Annotated in this window: 15 protein-coding genes; 3 read left to right on the forward strand and 12 right to left on the reverse strand. The window is 58.1% G+C overall.

What is annotated here, in order from left to right; translation table 11 throughout:
• Positions 1-175: 175 nt before the first annotated feature.
• Entirely contained in the window at positions 176-1,453 is a 1,278-nt protein-coding gene (locus tag HMPREF2920_RS00650; RefSeq protein WP_070600948.1) for an MFS transporter, read from the reverse strand.
• A gap of 261 nt (positions 1,454-1,714) precedes the next feature.
• On the opposite strand from HMPREF2920_RS00650, the gene HMPREF2920_RS00655 reads away from it, so the two are divergent.
• On the forward strand, positions 1,715-3,283 hold the full coding sequence (locus HMPREF2920_RS00655) for an NYN domain-containing protein (protein ID WP_070853971.1): 1,569 nt from the start codon (positions 1,715-1,717) through the stop codon (positions 3,281-3,283).
• Between the two features lie 181 nt (positions 3,284-3,464).
• Here HMPREF2920_RS00655 and HMPREF2920_RS00660 read toward each other — a convergent pair whose 3' ends face one another.
• Positions 3,465-4,319, reverse strand: a complete 855-nt coding sequence (locus HMPREF2920_RS00660; RefSeq protein WP_070600950.1) for a PspA/IM30 family protein — start codon at positions 4,317-4,319, stop codon at positions 3,465-3,467.
• A gap of 161 nt (positions 4,320-4,480) precedes the next feature.
• Here HMPREF2920_RS00660 and HMPREF2920_RS00665 point away from each other — a divergent pair, with 161 nt between their 5' ends.
• Positions 4,481-5,782: a serine hydrolase gene (locus tag HMPREF2920_RS00665; RefSeq protein WP_070549571.1), complete on the forward strand. Its 1,302-nt coding sequence runs from the start codon at positions 4,481-4,483 to the stop codon at positions 5,780-5,782.
• Positions 5,783-5,886: 104 nt separating this feature from the next.
• Here HMPREF2920_RS00665 and trxA read toward each other — a convergent pair whose 3' ends face one another.
• From trxA to HMPREF2920_RS10690, 10 genes are all read right to left on the reverse strand, one after another.
• Positions 5,887-6,267 carry a thioredoxin gene (gene trxA / locus HMPREF2920_RS00670; protein WP_016421700.1) on the reverse strand — a complete coding sequence of 127 codons (381 nt, stop codon included), beginning with the start codon at positions 6,265-6,267 and terminating at the stop codon, positions 5,887-5,889.
• Positions 6,268-6,409: 142 nt separating this feature from the next.
• Positions 6,410-7,258 (reverse strand): fumarylacetoacetate hydrolase family protein, encoded by an 849-nt coding sequence (locus HMPREF2920_RS00675; protein ID WP_016421701.1) that lies wholly within the window; start codon positions 7,256-7,258, stop codon positions 6,410-6,412.
• Between the two features lie 89 nt (positions 7,259-7,347).
• Positions 7,348-8,544 (reverse strand): acyltransferase family protein, encoded by a 1,197-nt coding sequence (locus tag HMPREF2920_RS00680; protein ID WP_049189420.1) that lies wholly within the window; start codon positions 8,542-8,544, stop codon positions 7,348-7,350.
• Positions 8,545-8,686: 142 nt separating this feature from the next.
• Positions 8,687-10,279 carry a replicative DNA helicase gene (dnaB, locus tag HMPREF2920_RS00685; RefSeq protein WP_049170075.1) on the reverse strand — a complete coding sequence of 531 codons (1,593 nt, stop codon included), beginning with the start codon at positions 10,277-10,279 and terminating at the stop codon, positions 8,687-8,689.
• Between the two features lie 735 nt (positions 10,280-11,014).
• Positions 11,015-11,467, reverse strand: a complete 453-nt coding sequence (gene rplI / locus HMPREF2920_RS00690; protein WP_005511982.1) for a 50S ribosomal protein L9 — start codon at positions 11,465-11,467, stop codon at positions 11,015-11,017.
• A 100-nt stretch (positions 11,468-11,567) separates the two neighbouring features.
• On the reverse strand, positions 11,568-12,134 hold the full coding sequence (locus tag HMPREF2920_RS00695) for a single-stranded DNA-binding protein (RefSeq protein WP_049170077.1): 567 nt from the start codon (positions 12,132-12,134) through the stop codon (positions 11,568-11,570).
• Between the two features lie 121 nt (positions 12,135-12,255).
• Entirely contained in the window at positions 12,256-12,543 is a 288-nt protein-coding gene (gene rpsF, locus HMPREF2920_RS00700; RefSeq protein WP_005511978.1) for a 30S ribosomal protein S6, read from the reverse strand.
• Between the two features lie 311 nt (positions 12,544-12,854).
• On the reverse strand, positions 12,855-13,046 hold the full coding sequence (locus tag HMPREF2920_RS00705; protein WP_016421704.1) for a hypothetical protein: 192 nt from the start codon (positions 13,044-13,046) through the stop codon (positions 12,855-12,857).
• Positions 13,047-15,524, reverse strand: coding sequence for a transglycosylase domain-containing protein (locus HMPREF2920_RS00710; protein WP_070549572.1), 2,478 nt, complete (start codon positions 15,522-15,524; stop codon positions 13,047-13,049). It lies immediately after the preceding gene.
• An 11-nt stretch (positions 15,525-15,535) separates the two neighbouring features.
• Positions 15,536-15,907, reverse strand: coding sequence for a DUF5318 family protein (locus tag HMPREF2920_RS10690; RefSeq protein ID WP_224784051.1), 372 nt, complete (start codon positions 15,905-15,907; stop codon positions 15,536-15,538).
• Positions 15,908-16,179: 272 nt separating this feature from the next.
• Here HMPREF2920_RS10690 and HMPREF2920_RS00715 point away from each other — a divergent pair, with 272 nt between their 5' ends.
• Complete coding sequence (locus HMPREF2920_RS00715) at positions 16,180-17,265, forward strand: inositol-3-phosphate synthase (RefSeq protein WP_016421706.1); 1,086 nt, start codon at positions 16,180-16,182, stop codon at positions 17,263-17,265.
• The last annotated feature ends 390 nt before the right edge of the window (positions 17,266-17,655 follow it).

A 17,655-nucleotide genomic window follows, 5' to 3' on the forward strand; every position in this document is an offset into this window, starting at 1 on the left:
AAACACATAAACTGCCTGGCCACGCTGACCTCCAAATACATTACACACATGCCCCTATTTAAGCGAATCCGCTGGTAGAACCTGGAAAACGAATCACTTTAGTTAACTCTGTACGCCAGATTTGAGCCTTCCTACGGCTCGGGCGCTACTTTTCAGCAACTCAGCAATCGACCAATTACTTAGTCAGAGCCGCCTTGTCACCTGCGAGTCGTCGCCAAGCAGTGGCAGACGCGACCCCCATCAGCGCACCCGCACCCAGAAACACGCTGCCTGCACCCATCGCGGTAGCACCCAAACCAGCAACCGGCGGCAGGATGACCTGCGCCAAGCGGTTACCCATCAGTCGGATGGATAGCGCCTGAGCGCGCACCTCGGCATCCACCAGGGAGCTCACCCACGTCATTGACATGGGCATGACAAAACCCCACGCCAAGCCACAGATACCAACTGCGACAACCATCAGCCACGCACTCTGTAGCCACGGCATTGCCAAAAGCGGCAGGACACCGGCACAAACTGCAATGATAAGGACTCGATTGCGATTAGCTCGGTGCAAAACAGTCGGCATGAGGGCTCGGGAAATAATCGCGAGGCCACTACGCGCACCAAGGATTACCGTCACCTCGGCAACACTAAAGCCCAGTTCGCGTCCCAGCACCGGCACATATGCCGTCAACAGGTCAATGGCTACGATGACCGCAATTGATACAGCCATGGCGCTGGACATGCCGTCGATACGCAGGATGCTTAAGACCGATGCGCCGCTGGCTTCGGCCTGCGCCGGCCGGCTCTCGTCCATCCGGCTGCGGTCGCTAACAGGCGACGCCGGGGATTGCTCAGTTGAGCTAGCAGCTTGCACTTCGGCGGCTGCATTCGCTTCGTGCCGTCGATAAGCAGTTGCGACCGGCCAGCCGATGATCAGGGCGACCGCGCCGATTCCCGTCATCACCCAGAGCGCGAAAGTTGTAGCGGTCATAGTGCTGCCGTCGTGGTTGGGAGTGAGCAGACCTGCACCGACAATGCCGAGGAACTGCCCGACGGAAATTCCGAGCGTGAAATAAGCAAAGAGGCTATCGAGCCCGGCGACGCCGCCACGCAGGTGCGAAACCATGCCTTGAGCGGCGATGAGCGTGGTCATGTGGGCAAAACCCAGGGCCACGTAGCCGAGCAGAAGAATAGGTAGGTTCGGCGAGAGCGCCATTACTGCTGCCGCGATGACGGTGGCGACGAGACCGGAGTACATGACTTCGGTGGCGCGATGACTGTCGACAAGCTTGCCGGCGGGAAGCGCAATAATAAGAGGTACAAGTGAAAATGCGGCAGTGAACCAGCCGACGGTGGCGGCGGAACCGCCAAAATCGAGGACTCGCCAAGAAAGCAGCACGCGACCGCCGTTGAAAACCGCTTGTCCCAACACAGTAATGAGAACCAATAGGCCGAACCAGCGTCTCATACCTGTTTGTAACTCCCCTTCTCCTGTGTGGTCGTACTCTTCGCGGGGCGATTTCTTTGCACGTCAATACCTAAATTGATCGGTGCCTTCTCGTCGACTCGCACTCCTGCCAACCCGCGAAGAGCGGTCAAAGTGATGCGGCTTATTAAGAATAGTCCCTGAAGTTAAACATGTTTAGCGCATAGAATGAATTATTCGGGCATCCTTGTCGATGTAACCGGTTTGCTTATTTAGTTAATAAAGAATCAGGAATTAGGAGCCATGCTTGAACGCACATTGGTGTTCGTCGATACGTCATATTTATTGGCGAGCTTTTACAACTCGTGGGAAACCGGAGCCCGCGGGCAATTAGAAATCGACCTTAGAGAAGTAGTTAGTGTCCTTGACCGAATGATTAACCAGCAGCTGAACCAGCCAGTTCAGCGGCAACTTTGGTACGACGGCATCCCGGAGTCGGGGCCGCATCGTTACCAGCGCTCACTGCGCACGATCGATGGTGTGCAGCTGCGCGCAGGTCAACTCATTGAATGGGGTGACCGACGGACGCAGAAGGCCGTCGATACTCGGCTCGTCGCAGACATGGTTGTCGCCGGCCTGCGCAACCAAGTTTCCGATATCGTGCTGGTCTCGGGCGATGCGGACATGCTGCCCGGCGTCGCTGAGGCTTCGGCTGCCGGTGTGCGTGTGCATCTCTACGGCTTCGGCTGGGACTCCATGTCCGGTGCACTTCGCCATGCCTGCGATTCGACGACAATCCTCGATCCCCGCGAGGACTTCGCCGACGCCATGCAGCTCAATGTCCTCGAAGGCCCAATCCCGCCGGTCGTCCGCACGAATAAGCCGCTGGGCGATGCCGAACCAATCGAAGATCTCGGCGCTACCTGCGTGCCGGATACGCGCATCACTCCTCCGGGCGAGGGCTCGCTTGACGACGGCACGGAGAACACTCCCTCCGCCGCCGACGGTGACGCTGCTTCGCCGGAGGCCGGCACTCCGGAGGTTCCGCAGGACCAGCGCGTTGTGCCATCCCCCACGGCTGACAGCGACTCCGACTGTCGCAGCGAAGACAATGCCGCAGCCACGCCGACGGCCAAGGCCGACTCGCCGAAGTTCAACGAGGTCGAGCACGCGGCCAAGATGGGTGCCCGGGAAATCCCGGCGCAGGCTGAGCACCGCGCTGAGGTAGAGCGCACCGGCGGTTCGGAAGCTACACGGGTGGATTCCGCTGCTTCGGGCGTTTCGGCTGCCTCACCAGCGCAGCCAACGCAGCCAGCACAGCCTTCTCCAGCGACCATGCCCGGCGCGACAGTCAACACTGGCAGTGGGGCTGGTAACGACACTGTGAACAACACCGGAGCCGAGCATGCAGGCGCGTCTGCCTCCGATTCCGCGTCGTCGACTGCAGTTGGCAGTGGGGGGTCGGCGACGGAGCCGTCGACAAGCGAAGACGGTGCCAACACGAGTACGCCGAAACCAAGCCCGCGGCCGAATCCTTCGATGATGGCGCCAAGGAGGAAGCTGCGTAGTCGATACGTGCCCCTGCCGAACGAGGTGTGGGCATCCGCGGGTTTTCAGACGCCGTTCGATGTGGGACAGCAGTACGCGAACTGGTGGTACGAGAATATTGCGAACGAGCAGGCGCGCGATAGTGCCCACTTGCTCTCTGGTGGTGGGCTGCCACCGGACATTGATCGTCCGCTGCTGCAGTTTGCGTGCGAAACCCTGCACGAATACACGCTGACGGAGACGCAGCGCGTCAATCTGCGCGATGGTTTCCACGCCGGTATCCGCGGAGTGCTGCTCGCGCGGAAGAACGGCGAATTGGAGTAATAGCGCGCCTCACGGATTCGGCAGTTTCGGTGGCTTCAGCACTGCTGGCGCTACTGTCGCTGCTGTCGCTGCTGGCGCGAGAAAGTGTCGGGGTTTATGTCAGTTTAGGGTGGTTTTTCCCGCTCAAACTGACATAAACCCCGACACTTTCTTGTTGGCGATTGTTGGCAACTGGTGAACGCTACTTCGCTTCGTCTGCGTCCGTTGTGGTGTCCTCAACGGCCTCAACGGACTCGACAGCCTCGGCGGCCTCGGCGGCCTCCAGCTCGCCGGCGTTATCCTTCGCGGCAGAACCGGATTCGAGAGCAGCGTTTTCATTATTCATCTGGGCACGAATTTCGGCCAGACGCATGTCAGCAGCGGCATCGCGAGTCGAAGTCTCGATCTCAGCCATACGACCTGCCTGTGAGGATTCCGCGAGCTCCTGAGCGCCCAACGCATTGGCGTAGCGGCCTTCAATCTTCTCACGGACCGAATCCAAAGTCGGCACATTCGGATCCTCGGAAATACCCTGCATGCTCTGGAGAGTCTTCGACGCGGTCTCTTGCATCTTGGCCTGATCGGCCTGCGACTCCAGCTTGCGGATATCCTGCTTAATCTGCTCGTAGCGAGCCTGCGACTGCTGCGCCTGACGCTGTGCCTCCTCAGCAGCAGATACGGCCTGCTGGTGGAGCTGCGTAGTATTTTCCAGCTCCTTTTCAACATTCACCAGCTGGGTGGCAAACACCTCAGCAGTGCTTTCCATCTTCTGTGCAGTGGCCTCATCGCCCTTGGCACGAGCTTGATCCGCATTGGCGAGTGCCTGCCGGGTGTTCTCGGTAATCTTGTCACGCTCAGAGGTCAACCGCCCCAGCTGCATTTCCAGCTGATTGCGGTTGCCGATGATAGCCGCAGCCTGACGCTGAATCTCCTGATGGCGCTGACGCTCGGCCTCAGCTGCCTGTGCAATCTGAACCTTAGGATCCGCATTGTCCTCGATCTTCTTATCGAACGAAGACATCATGTACTTCCAGCCCTTGGCAAATGGATTAGCCATGCAAATCCAACCTTCCTCAACATATGCGGAATAACTAATCGGAACCGAGAAGATTCCATCTCTTAAAAAATTGTACGTGAGCTAGCTCGCTCTCTCTCGGCAAACGGAAAGAGCTGGTTACCGACAAGCAAGACTCCCCCAGAGTTGTAAACTCTCTAAACATGGTTCATTGCCCTCAACGCACGTACCGCGGACTGGCCGCGAGTCTCGCCGCGGTAATTACTCTGTCAGCAACTGCGCCGCTGGCTAACGCGACAGTCACCGCAACTGCTGACTCCACCGATACCGGTGCATTTTCGCAGGTAGTCGTAGCAGCTCCATCGTCAACGGAGCCGGCTAAGCCCTCCGACGCAAAAACCAAGAAGACCACCGAAAAGCCAACTGAAAAGGCTCCCGAGAAGAGCACAGGGCGAACCGCAGAGAAGTCGGCGGAACAGTCGGCTGAGAAGTCGACCGAGAAAACCTCTTCACCGACATCGGAAACGTCCTCGACGGAGCCGTCGGAAAGCACTGTGAAAAGTGAGCCGAAGGAGTTTCCCCCACTTGTGCCAGGGGCGAAGACCCAGTGGGGCCTTGGCGTGCAAACTCGTCTCGACGAAGTGACTGAGAAGTTCGACGCTAAGGGCGGCATGCTCGGCATGGGCATTCTGGATCGCCAGACCGGTGAGTTCATCTGCAACTCACACTGTGATGATGTTTTTCGCCTCGCCAGCCTGATGAAGGTATTCGTCGCCGACGTTGTGGCCTATTCCAACTACACGCAGCCGAAGAAGGGCGAGATTGTCGCTGGCCAGGGTGATATGCCGGTTGAGGGCAACCCCGACGCCATGCTGCGCGACGACATGATTCGATACTCCAACAACGAAGCAACTGACGAGCTGTGGGATTCCTACGGCGGTGTACGCATCGTTGACAATGTCCGACAGCGCTACGGCCTCTCGGATAAGACTGTCGGCTCACCTATGTGGGGAGCCACCACCAGTACGCCAGCCGACATGGTTGCCTACTTTGACCGGATGCTGAGCGAAGAAGGCGGGCTGAGCGACACGGAGACCAAATACATGCGTCAGCTGATGTACTCACTGCCGCGCTACTCCTACGGCGATGCAGACCAGAACTTCGGTCTGCGTGCAGCGCTACCGAAGGAAACGATTGCCAACAAGTCCGGTTGGTACGAAGAGCAGCACACCACTGCCGGATTCCTTGGCGACGATGACCGTTACGCTATCGCGGTTCTGGGCAAAAACCTGACCGCCAACGAACTCACCGAAGCTGTCAAGCACGTGTTCCCAGACGGGCAGGTTCTGCCAACAGGTGAGAAGGAGACAAAGCACGCCCGCACCAGCGCACCACTGTCGATTGAGGAGGACTCAAACAAAGTCGCTCCAGCCCTGTGGGCGCTAGTAGCAGCACTCGCTGGCTTTGGTATTGGCTGGCTCATTCGTGGCCAGCGCGCGGACTAGATACAAAAAGCCCCCGCGCGCTTGAGGGCTAGTTCAGGCGCGGGGGCTTACGCGGAAGTGCTCCAAGTCGGAAAACGCACAGTATGCGGGCTGAACCGCAGAGTTTACTCGGTAGCGCTATCCTGTGCGGCCTGCTCGGCAATTTGCGCACGGACATCATCCATGTTCAGCTCCGAAGCCTGGCCAACCAGATCGCTCAGGGCGGCCTCCGGCAGCACACCAGAGTGCTGGAACAGCAGGATTCCCTCGCGGAAAACAAACAGCGTCGGAATCGACTGAATGCCCAGGGCCGCCGAAACCTCCTGGTTGGCATCGGTGTCCAGCTTTGCGAACACTACCTCTGAGTGCTTCTCCGAAGCCTTCTCATAAATCGGGGCGAACTGGCGGCACGGACCGCACCAGGATGCCCAGGCATCAACGAGCACAATGTCGTTGTTCTGAATAGTCTCAGCGAAAGTCTCGTTCGTAATATCAACAGTTGCCATGGGTCTAACTCCTCTTACTCTTTAACGTCGTGTTCTAACTTCACGTTCTTTACGTAGGTTTTTACCCGTTAGTCTCCCACAACGCACGCGGGGGTCGTTTCATTCCCGCCGGGTTCGCGGGAACGTCGTAAAGCGGCGCGTGCTAGTGGTTGATGCGGACAGTGTTGGCCTGTTTACCCAGGCCATCGATGGTGATGACCATTTCCTGGCCATCCTGAAGGTAGGTCTGCGGGCTCATGCCGTGGCCAACACCCGCCGGCGTTCCCGTGGAGATGACATCGCCCGGGTTCAGCTGCACGAACTGTGAGATGTAGGCGATCAACTTTGCCGGGGAGAAAACAAGGTCCGCAATCGGTGCATCCTGGCGCAGCTCTCCGTCGACGTATGTGCGCACCCGCGCGGAGTCCGCATCGAAAGCATCAGCCGTGAGCATCCACGGCCCGAAAGCACTGGCGCGCTGCAACGTCTTCCCCTGTAGCCACTGCGCGGTGGCATACTGGAAATCGCGCTGGGTGAAGTCATTCATAATCGCGTACCCAGCGATAGCGTCCTGCGCCTGCTCCTCCGACACCCGCAAGCAGGTCTCACCGACGATAACCGCGAGCTCGCCTTCGTAATCGAGCTTCTCCGCGCAGGCCTCCGGCACTCGGATATCATCCTTCGCGCCAGCGACGGCATCGGCAAACTTTGCGAATAACGTCGGCACCTCGGGGCGCTGGTGCCCCATCTCGTCGATGTGCGCGGCATAGTTCAGGCCGACGCAGACAATCTTGCCCGGCCGCGTAATCAGCGGTGCGAACGCCCACGCGCTCTCCGCCATGACGTTGTCAGGGTTGTTCCCCGCCTCCGCCAAGAGTTCTTCCGCTTCACGACGCCACGTTGGCCGCGCTAACACATCTCCGAGACAGTGGTCATCAAAAAGGACCGCTACCCCGTCGCCGAGAACAGCGGCGCGGGTTGCACCCTGATATCGCAACGTTGCTAGACGCATGGCTTTCTCATTTCTTCATGGCTATTCTCTGTGTCACTTCTGCCGCCTGATCGGCTCCCGGTTCCACGCTACCGCCTTGTTGAGCTGAATTAGGAAGCAGGTTCGCTCTTAGGCTGCCGCGGAGCCTCGCCTTCAGGCAGGGAAGAAGGATTCTGACTGCGCTGAAGGGCACGCTGCCCCGGCGTAGTCATGCGCACTACCCACGCAGGACGGACAAAGAGCCACCCGGCACCGATGGCAAGCAGCAACCTGTGCAGACCAAGACACAGCATCGCCGCAATGATAGTCACCAGCGGCGTCATGATGACCAAATGTGGGTCCTTCGGCAGAATGAGGTCACAAATAATCATGACCACAACCAACATTGGAATGTGCATGAGGAAGATAGGCAGCGTTCGGCCGCCAACCTTTTCAAAGGGCACAACTAGGCGAGTGTTCTGCAGCATCGCCATAATATTGATTGCAGCCAGTGCGCCAGTGGTGGACAGGTACACGCGGGTGAAGCCGACGTTGCCTTCGTTAAAGCTCGAGTAGGTCGCCTGCACCCAGATCGCCACCGACAGGAACGCCGTCAGCGTCACTAGCAGTGAGAGGCCGCTGCGACGCTGTGCCATCCGGAAAATCCAGGGCGCACCGTACATGCCCAGCACGTAGAAGAACAGCATCTTGGTGACAAAGTCCCACGACCAGCTGGACGAGGCAAAAGGTGCCCATGCACTAATGAGGCCTGTAACGATGAGCTGAATCACCGGATGTACCCAGCGAAATGCTCGTGTGAGAATTGCGAACAGCGCCAGCGCCCACAGGAACCAAAGGTAGGAAGTTGGTTCGATGATCGCGTGAAGCGTGTTGTAAATTCGCGGCCCCCACGCGCTGTGGTCCGTGATCGGCGGCGGAGATACTATGCCATCGGCATCCACGTGCGTATACGGCATGAGGAAAAGCACGAAGTCACGCAGTGGAACCCAAATCACGTAGAGATAGACCATCACCCAGATTCGGCGATTGGCTAACTTATGCCACGACTCCTTAAGTGCCTTGCCGGCGAACAGCCCAGATAGCAGGAAAAACAGCGGCATACGGATTGGTCCGAGGAAGAAGTTAATCCCCGCCCACTGCGCCGTGTAGTAACCGTGCGCTTGCAGCTCTGTGATGGCATGGCCAAGCACAACTAAAAGAATGCACAGCCCCTTAGCCGCATCTACCCAACCGACGCGCTGTTTCGGCGCACTCTTCTGCCTTTTCGCTTTGGCCTCCGCTGCCACGGGAGCGGCAGTTGGTGACATAGTGCTTCCCCGCTTCCCGACGACTCCGCGTAACCCTCAAAACCTTCAAAACCATCAACGCACGAAAACTCGCCCTATTGACTGTCACTCACCTTACCTAGCCACCCGGATTGCACTAATTCTGGGTGGCTAGGCCAGGCACCTAGAGAGAACCGCTGGGCTCCTCCGCCAGGTTGGCGAACCTGGAGTAATGCAGCTGGTGGGCCACAGCAATGCTTCCGGTCGGTCCACCACGGTGCTTTGCGACGATAATATCCGCCTCACCAGCACGTTCATGGTCAGCCTCCTGCGAGTCCGGCCGGTAAATCAGCATGACGATATCGGCATCCTGCTCCAGCGAACCCGACTCACGCAGGTCCGAGACCTGTGGCTTCTTATCTGTGCGAGCTTCCGGACCACGATTCAGCTGCGAAATTGCAATCAGCGGTACCTCGAGCTCCTTCGCCAACAACTTGAGCTGACGGGAGAACTCCGAGACCTCTTGCTGCCTGGACTCGACTTTTTTACCCGAGCTCATCAGCTGCAGGTAGTCGACCACGATCATCTTCAGATCGTGCTTCTGCTTCAGCTGACGTGCCTTCGCGCGAATTTCCATCATGGTCAGGTTCGGCGAGTCATCAATAAACAGCGGAGCATCACGAATCTTGTCGCCGACCTCGACCAGCTTTGTCCAGTCCCGCTCATCCAGGTCACCGGAGCGCAAAGATGCCATGTTGATCTTCGCCTCTGCGGACATGATGCGCATCATGATTTCATTGCGCGACATTTCCAACGAGAAAATTGCGCTGGTCATGCCGTTGCGAATCGAGGCCGAACGCATGAAGTCCATTGCAAGCGTGGACTTACCCACACCCGGACGGGCCGCAATAATCACCATCTGACCTGGGTGAAGGCCATTTGTCAGCTTGTCCAGGTTGGTAATCCCCGTCGGCACACCCTGCGCCAGACCGCCGTTTTGGGTAATAAGATCCAGTTCCTCCAGCGTGTCATCCAGGACATCGGCGATGGGAACGTAGTCATTCTTCGTGTTCTCACGTCCAACGCTGAAAATGAGCTGCTGCGCCTCATCCACCAGCTGCTCCGGCTCCGTGTCCTCCGCGCCCGCATAGCCAATCTGGGCGATCTTCGTGCCGGCCTCTACCAGGCGACGGATTGTCGCCTTCTCCGCAACAATGCGGGCATAGAACTGCGCATTCGCCGCCGTTGGCACCAGGGAGGCCAAGGTGTGCAGGTACAGCGGACCACCGATGCGCTCCAGGTCTCCAGTTCGATCCAGACGACCTGCCAGCAAAATGGGGTCAATTTCCGAGGACTCACCGTAGAGGTGCAAAATCGCCGAGTAAATCGTCTGGTGCGCCGGTCGGTAGAAATCCTCCGGTGTCAGCTGCTCGTACACATCCGCAACGACCTCTGAGTTCAGCAGCATCGCGCCGAGCACACTCTGCTCCGCCTCGATATTGTGCGGCGGGGTGCGCTCAAAAGTCGCGCCCGCGACCGCACTCGCACGAGCGCCACGACCACGGTCTCGCTCCCAGTCCCGCGCCCCAGATCCGCTTGCCGACGATCCGTTGCCCGAGCTCTGAGAGAAGGAATACTCCTCCGGTGGCGCATCCTCTACCGGCGGTTCCGGGGGCAGCGGAACGTCATCGAAGGAATCATCGTGGGAATTCACCGAGTAGGACGACGCCTCGTCCCCTGCTCCTGAATGACCACCATCACCTACAGGCTGACTCATCGTGAGCAGCTCCTCCCCTTCTGGACCACTTAGGTGCCTTTTCAACCCTGTTGCTGACTGACCGTCACACTCAATATGCCTGTTCCGCCCGCCAGCATTGGACACCTGACTACCTACCGCAGTTATACCTGCTCGAGCGGATTGACGGACCTGTAAAAGTACCCTTTAAGGCCCCAGAAAACAATCCTCGACAGGGGTTATCCCCGAAGTTATCCACAGCACCTGTGGATAAGCCTGGGGAGAACATGTGCACAATCAAGAAAAGTCCAGGTGAACGGTCCGTAACCCTAAACCGCCGCTTGAATGTTAACGGGGGTAGCGGAGTTTCAACCCGAAAATATTCTATCTACGCAGGTCAGTGCGTATTTGCCTTAATCCTGCACAAATGTAATCCTCTGTTACCCCTTTAGCATCGATGCTGCTCATGCGGAGATTATTAACGATGAATTAATAAAAATCTCGTGCACTCCAGAAGAGTTATCCACGGCAGCCAGGCAAGTTACCCACAGGTTTATCCACAGAAATCATTGTTAGCCTGTGGACAAGTCGTAGACGCTCTTTCCAGCACCTGCATAAAAGGCTTTAAACCAGCCTTAAACCACGAAAAGCCCCGACCTTTCACTACGAAAGATCAGAGCTTCACGTGTGCTGTTGTCATTGGGCCTCAGAGCCCGCGCAGTCTTTAAACGCGGTGCTCGTCAGCCGCCGTCAAAGTAAAAACTCTAAACCGCGAACTTACGCGGCGACGACCTGTACGGAAACATGCGCGGTAATCTGCGGGTGCAGCGCGATGTCAACGGTGTGCTTACCAAGGGACTTGATCTGGCTCGGAGCAAGCACGACTGCGCGCTTGTCGATAGCCTGACCGGAAGCCTTACGAACTGCATCGGCGATGTCACCCTTGGTGACAGAACCGAACAGCTTGCCATTTTCCGAAGCCTTCACAGCAACGGAGACGTTGTCGAGCGAATCAATCTTCTGCTTGACTTCACGTGCATGGTCGAGGTCGCGGATAGCGCGAGCCTCCTGGGCACGACGAATGCCCTCGATCTGCTTTTCTGCGCCGCGGGTGGCAACAATTGCCAGTCCGCGAGGAAGCAGGTAGTTACGTCCGTAGCCGGCCTTGACCTCAACGATGTCGCCTGCGACACCGAGCTTGTCAACGTCGGCGGTGAGGATCAGCTTCATGATCCCTGCCTTTCGCTGGATATGTCTTTAAAAGATTATGAGAATTGTGGATGCTAAATCTGCTGCAAACTAGTCACGTAGTGCCGTGGCTGGAAGGAGCTTAGAACGGAGGCTCATCGCCGCCGAAGCCGCCACCGGCCGGAGGAGCTGAGTTCCACGGATCTTCCGCAGGAGCTCCGCCACCAAAACCGCGATCGCCCTGTCCACCCTGGTTGCCCTGGTTTCCACCAAAGCCACCGCCGAAACCACCACCGGCATTTCCGCCCTGGCTGCGGTTGCCGCCGCCAAAGTTTCCACCGCCGTTGCGTGGAGTGCGCGTGACCTGAGCTCGAGCGAACTTCAGGGACGGGCCCACCTCATCGACCTCAACCTCAAAGACGGTACGACGCTCGCCCTCGCGGGTCTCGTAACTGCGCTGGCGCAGACGACCCTGGACGATGACGCGCATGCCCTTGGAGAGACTTTCGACAGCGTTCTCCGCTGCCTCACGCCACAGGCTGCAGGTGAGGAACATGCCCTCGCCGTCAACCCACTGGCCATCTCGGTACACCCGCGGAGTCGACGCGACGCGGAAGTTCGCGACGGCGGTGCCGTTCTGGGTGTACTTAAGCTCCGGGTCAGCAACCAGGTTGCCAACCACCGTGATTTGTACGTCTCCCTGAGCCATGCTTCTTCTCCTCGGTTGTATTCTGTCGAGCTGATGATGGGGCTTTCGCCCGCTATCCTACGGCTTTCGCATTACCGGTGTGCCCCATTCGAGCACTCTGGCTACGCAAATATGACGCAGATTAACGATCAACCCGCAGCACCTTGGTGCGCAGGATGCTGTCGTTCAGATTCAGACGACGGTCGAGTTCCAGCACGGTTGCGGACTCGCAGGTGAGGTCGACGACAACGTAGATGCCGTCTTCCTTCTTCTCGATCGGGTAGGCGAGGTGGCGCTTACCCCAGATGTCCACCTTCTCCACCTTGCCGTTCTCCTTGCGGACAACGTCGAGGTACTTCTCCAGGGACGGGCCTACGGTGCGCTCATCCTGAGACGGATCGATAATAATCATTACTTCGTAGTGACGCACGGACCTCATCACCTCCTATGGTCTAGTTCTTGTATTTCGGCTACACAGCGTGGTGCGCTGGCACTGTCTTTCATGCCAACCGCTATGCAGCAGGAGGATCGTTGCGTCAAGCAACCCTGCCAGGGTACCGCAGGCAGAGGTATATGTCCTAATCGCAGGCGCCATCGGCAAGCAGTACTGGCAAGCGGTGTCAGGGCGCCGAATAGAAAGAGACGCACACAGAGCTACTGCGTGCGCCTCTTTGAATTGTGAAGTTGTCGCGTGCTTGGTGGGCAGTTAACGCTCTAGCAACTGACTACCTGGCCTGCGTCCTACATTGATGTCGAGGAAGCATGTGCCAACGCAATAATCACCGGAATGACTGTCGCGAATAGGAAAGCTGCCAGGCACAGAGCCCAAATGATTGCCGGTTTCCACTTCTGCATGAAGCCCCAAAAGGCCGTGCCGAACATCAGGAAGCCAATCGCGACGCAGACGATGGTGAAAATCACCCACGTGTCCACTTACTGTCCACCTCCAGGGTTACCGGGGTCTCCGCCGCCTTCATTGCCACCGCCGAAACCACCGCCTCCCGGAATCGGGATGGGCAGTAGGTCAGCGATTCCGCCGCCACCGCCTCCGCCATCGCCACCCGGAACCGGAAGCGGTGCAGGCTGCTCCTCGGAGGACTCAGAGGTCGACTCCTCGGCCGACTCCTCTTCTGTGGTCTCCGGGGCATAGCCCTGGTCATAGCCAGAGTCAGAGGTCGACGGCGCCTGGTACTGCGGCGCACCTGCGACACCACCGATTGGCTCCGGCTTGGTGAAGTACTCAAAGTCCTCGTTAGACAGTGCGTTATCCATGGTGTACTTCCACAGATCACCCGGGGTTTGCGAGCCGTACATGATGCCACCATAGGAGTTGTAGAGCGCCGAACCATCGACGTTGCCAACCCACACTGCAGTCGACAGCTGCGGTGTCGAACCGATCATCCACGCATCCTTGTTCTGGCCGGTGTCACCCAACTGCGTAGTACCGGTCTTGGCGGCCGACGGGCGACCACCACTCAAGGGCTTGTTGCTGTAACCGGCAATAGGCTCCATGGCCGATATCATATTGGTGGCCACTGCCTTGGAAACTCGACGGTCGCCCTTGTCAGCGTTGGACTCGTAAACAATCTCGCCCTTGGAGTTTTCGACCTTCTCTACGAAGTGAGTCTGCTGATAGACGCCATCGTTAGTCAGGGTAGCCAGACCAACGGCCATATCCAGCGGACGTGAGAGGTACTGACCCAGGGCGATACCGTCCTGCGAGTGACCGTTGTCGTCCATCAGAGTCTTTTCAATACCCGGGATGGACTCAGCCACGCCCAGACGATGAGCCATTTTGGCGGTGTCATCCGGACCATTCTTCAGGTCGCGCTGCAGGCGAATAAACGGGGTGTTCAGCGACTGCTTCAGGGACTCATAAAGCGGAAGCACGCCACCGCCGGCACCGCCGTCGTTGTGCAGAGTGACGTTACCGGACTGCACAGGTGCCGAAGAGTACTGCGCGGTCAGTGGAATACCTTGATCGAGAGCTGCTGCCAGCGCAAAAATCTTGAAAGTAGAGCCGGTCTGCAGACCGCTGTTTGCGTAGTCCCAACCAGTCGGATCGTCGCCACCGTAGTAGGCGCGGACAGCACCGGTCTTCGGCTCCACCGAAACGATGGCGGCACGCAAACCCGTTGACTGATCGACGTAGTTTTCCATCGCATCCAGGGCAGCCTGCTGCACCGTCGGGTCAATGGTCGTCGTAATGCGTAGACCGCCAGTGTTGACCTCCTGCTCGGAGATACCTTCGCGCTCCAACTCAGCCAGAACCTGATTCTTAATCATGGCAGCCGGGCCGGGCTCCGGAGCCTGCTTCGGCGCCAACGCCGGATCGATGGTCTCCGGGTACTGCATTCCCGCGCGGTCCTGCGGCGAGACGATGTTCATCTCCACCAGGCCATCGAGGACGTAGTTCCAACGCTGCTCAGCCTCCGGGCGGTTAGTCCACGGATCCAGTGCAGATGGACGCTGAATCGAGGCTGCCAGCACAGCACCCTCTTCGGCATTCAGCTCACCGACTTCCTTACCGAAGTAGGCCTTCGACGCTGCCGCGATACCGTATGCGTTACGACCAAAGTAAATCGTGTTGAGGTAGGCCTCAAGGATTTCGTCCTTAGTCCACTCCCGCGCCATCTTCGCCGACATGACCAGCTCCTTGGCCTTACGGGTCAGCGTGCGCTCGTTGCCCACCACAGCATTCTTGACGTACTGCTGCGTAATGGTCGAGCCGCCACCGGCACTGGAATTACCAGTCACGACTCCCAGAGCCGCACGGGCATAACCAGTCAAGGAAAAACCCGGGTTGGTATAGAAATCACGATCCTCAGCTGCCAGCACTGCATTGCGTACAGCATCCGGCACCTTGTCGATAGTGATGTTGCTTCGGTTACCGCCCTCCGGGACGATGCGCGTGATTTCCTTTTCACCAGAACGGTCATAAATCACCGCAATCTGGCTATTGGCCAACTCCTCTGGCTCCGGCACGTCCGTTGTCGCATAAGCAACACCGAACACAACTACCGGCAACAGCACGACCAGCGCCACGGCTAGACCGAGCCACGCTAAAATTCGCCGCTTATTATCAGTCGGCTGTTCTTCTTGCGCCATCGAGCTTTCCTCTTCATGGTCATCTGGTTCAAGGTCATCTGGGGCGTACTGCCCCTTCTCCGGGTCCGGCTCGCTTGCCGACGTCATCTCTGAACCGGTAGCCAGACCCTCGTCATTGCCACCGACCGAAACAGCATCAATGCTGTCGCTGGAATCGTCGTCAAGCGATGCGTCATCGGAGCGTGCGTGCGTATTGAAGGAATCAGCATCCGGCTGATCCCACCACTCGCCTGATGAATTAGAACCCTGGCCCTCGTGAGGGCTGTTAGGACCGCCTGGGCTATCGGGTCGATCATTGCTCACGGGTGCTCTCCCTAGTTTTCTGACTCTTCTCGAGCTGCCTGAAGTGTCCGGGTCAGGAAACTCCACTTGCAGTCGGGGCACACCTCAACTTCTTTGACGGTGCACGAACCATATTCATTAACTATTGCGGATAATTCGTTTTCAGTACAAGCAGAGCCGGAACGACGGCCCAAGTTTTCTCCGAACACCCAGAATACGAGTCGGAGGTCGAATTTGCGACATACTGGGCACTCTTCCTGGGACTTTCTGCCGTGAAAACGCGCGGCAGCGACCAGCCGAGCATCGGCATCACAGAGTGATTTCCGTGAAATCTCCCCTACACGCCACTGCTCCAATAACTGCTTCTTGAACAAGGAGTGATCAATCTCGCCCTGCCATGTCATCACGAAGACAGATTAGCAGGCTCGTGCGGGCTGGTTTCACCCCCGCTTTATCGGTAAACACATGCCCCCTCACGGTTCGGGCATCGGCAAACAACGCATAAAGGTATAACGTCACGCTCGTTACCTCAATGCGCGCACCCACTCACGGCCGCACCGCTGGCGCAAGGCCCTGGTGCGGGGTTCTGATGCTAGGTCTTGATGCGAGTTCCCGGTGTGAGTTCCCGGCGCGAGGTCAAAGCCTCCGAGCACATAGTTTCAAGGAGAATTACTAAATGAGTTCAATTCGCGTCGCTATCGTCGGCGTCGGCAACTGCGCCTCTTCCCTGGTGCAGGGTGTCGAGTTCTACCGCGATGCAAAGCCCGATGAGACCATTCCTGGCCTCATGCACGTCGTCTTCGGCGACTACCACGTCTCCGATGTCGAGTTCGTCGCAGCTTTCGACGTTGACGACAAGAAGGTCGGCAAGGACCTCTCCGAGGCCATTGTTTCCTCCGAAAACTGCACCATCAAGATTGCCGATGTCCCGACTCTCGGCGTTGAGGTTCAGCGCGGCCCGACCCTGGATGGCGTTGGCAAGTACTACGCGGACACCATCGACGAATCCCCGGCTGAACCGGTCGACGTTGTTCAGGCGCTGAAGGATGCCAAGGTCGATGTACTGGTCTCCTACCTGCCGGTCGGTTCAGAACAGGCTGACAAGTTCTACGCACAGTGCGCCATTGACGCTGGTGTAGCTTTCGTCAATGCCCTGCCGGTCTTCATCGCTTCCGACCCTGAGTGGGCCAAGAAGTTCGAAGACGCAGGGGTTCCGATTGTCGGCGACGACATCAAGAGCCAGGTCGGCGCAACCATCACCCACCGCGTCATGGCCAAGCTATTTGAGGACCGCGGTGTTCGCCTCGAGCGCACCCTGCAGCTCAACGTCGGCGGCAACATGGACTTCAAGAACATGCTCGAGCGCGACCGCCTCGAGTCCAAGAAGATCTCCAAGACCCAGGCCGTCACCTCCAATCTCACCGGTCCGCTGGCCGGCAAGATCGACGACCGCAACGTCCACATCGGCCCGTCGGACTGGGTGGACTGGCTGGATGACCGCAAGTGGGCCTACGTCCGACTCGAGGGCAAGGCCTTCGGCGAGGTGCCGCTGAACCTTGAGTACAAGCTCGAGGTCTGGGACTCCCCGAACTCCGCTGGCATCATCATCGATGCTGTTCGCGCTGCCAAGATCGCCAAGGATCGCGGCATCGGCGGCCCGGTCTACGCCGCTTCTTCCTACCTGATGAAGTCCCCGCCGAAGCAGCTTGCCGACGATGTTGCGCGAGCACAGCTCGAAGCATTCATCAAGGGCGAAGACTAAAAGGTACAAGCACTCAAAAGTACAAGCGAGCAGCTCCGAGAGCATGTGCCTTGAAAAGTGCCAGCCGGTTACCCATGCGGTAGCCGCTGGCGCTTTTGTGCTTCTCTCTCCCCTATCCTCCCCGCGTCTCTTCCACGCCTTCTCGCCCTACTCGCTGCTGCGCCCATCTCGTCCCCGCCATGGATGCGTGCGCTGCAGTCGTCGTAAAGCTGACAGCAATACACCCGCGAGGATGAATCTGCGAGACATATCACAAGCCAAAAGCATTCGCGAAAGTAGCCGTATGGCTACCTCCAACCCAACGTTCTAAGTACAGAAGAAGTGACACTTTAGGGGGTTTCTGCCAGCACCGAAAAACCTTATACGCAGATAGGTTTAATGTTTTGTACT

Origin of the sequence: Corynebacterium sp. HMSC075F02, assembly GCF_001838335.1 — a bacterium.
GTDB classification, from domain to species: Bacteria; Actinomycetota; Actinomycetes; order Mycobacteriales; family Mycobacteriaceae; genus Corynebacterium; species Corynebacterium jeikeium_D.

Excerpts from the sequence above, each read along its gene's own strand:
- HMPREF2920_RS00650 (WP_070600948.1), bottom strand. The coding sequence starts at position 1,453 with ATGAGACGCTGGTTCGGCCTATTGGTTCTCATTACTGTGTTGGGACAA.
- HMPREF2920_RS00655 (WP_070853971.1), top strand. The coding sequence starts at position 1,715 with ATGCTTGAACGCACATTGGTGTTCGTCGATACGTCATATTTATTGGCG.
- HMPREF2920_RS00660 (WP_070600950.1), bottom strand. The coding sequence starts at position 4,319 with ATGGCTAATCCATTTGCCAAGGGCTGGAAGTACATGATGTCTTCGTTC.
- HMPREF2920_RS00665 (WP_070549571.1), top strand. The coding sequence starts at position 4,481 with ATGGTTCATTGCCCTCAACGCACGTACCGCGGACTGGCCGCGAGTCTC.
- trxA (WP_016421700.1), bottom strand. The coding sequence starts at position 6,267 with ATGGCAACTGTTGATATTACGAACGAGACTTTCGCTGAGACTATTCAG.
- HMPREF2920_RS00675 (WP_016421701.1), bottom strand. The coding sequence starts at position 7,258 with ATGCGTCTAGCAACGTTGCGATATCAGGGTGCAACCCGCGCCGCTGTT.
- HMPREF2920_RS00680 (WP_049189420.1), bottom strand. The coding sequence starts at position 8,544 with ATGTCACCAACTGCCGCTCCCGTGGCAGCGGAGGCCAAAGCGAAAAGG.
- dnaB (WP_049170075.1), bottom strand. The coding sequence starts at position 10,279 with ATGAGTCAGCCTGTAGGTGATGGTGGTCATTCAGGAGCAGGGGACGAG.
- rplI (WP_005511982.1), bottom strand. The coding sequence starts at position 11,467 with ATGAAGCTGATCCTCACCGCCGACGTTGACAAGCTCGGTGTCGCAGGC.
- HMPREF2920_RS00695 (WP_049170077.1), bottom strand. The coding sequence starts at position 12,134 with ATGGCTCAGGGAGACGTACAAATCACGGTGGTTGGCAACCTGGTTGCT.
- HMPREF2920_RS10690 (WP_224784051.1), bottom strand. The coding sequence starts at position 15,907 with ATGACATGGCAGGGCGAGATTGATCACTCCTTGTTCAAGAAGCAGTTA.
- HMPREF2920_RS00715 (WP_016421706.1), top strand. The coding sequence starts at position 16,180 with ATGAGTTCAATTCGCGTCGCTATCGTCGGCGTCGGCAACTGCGCCTCT.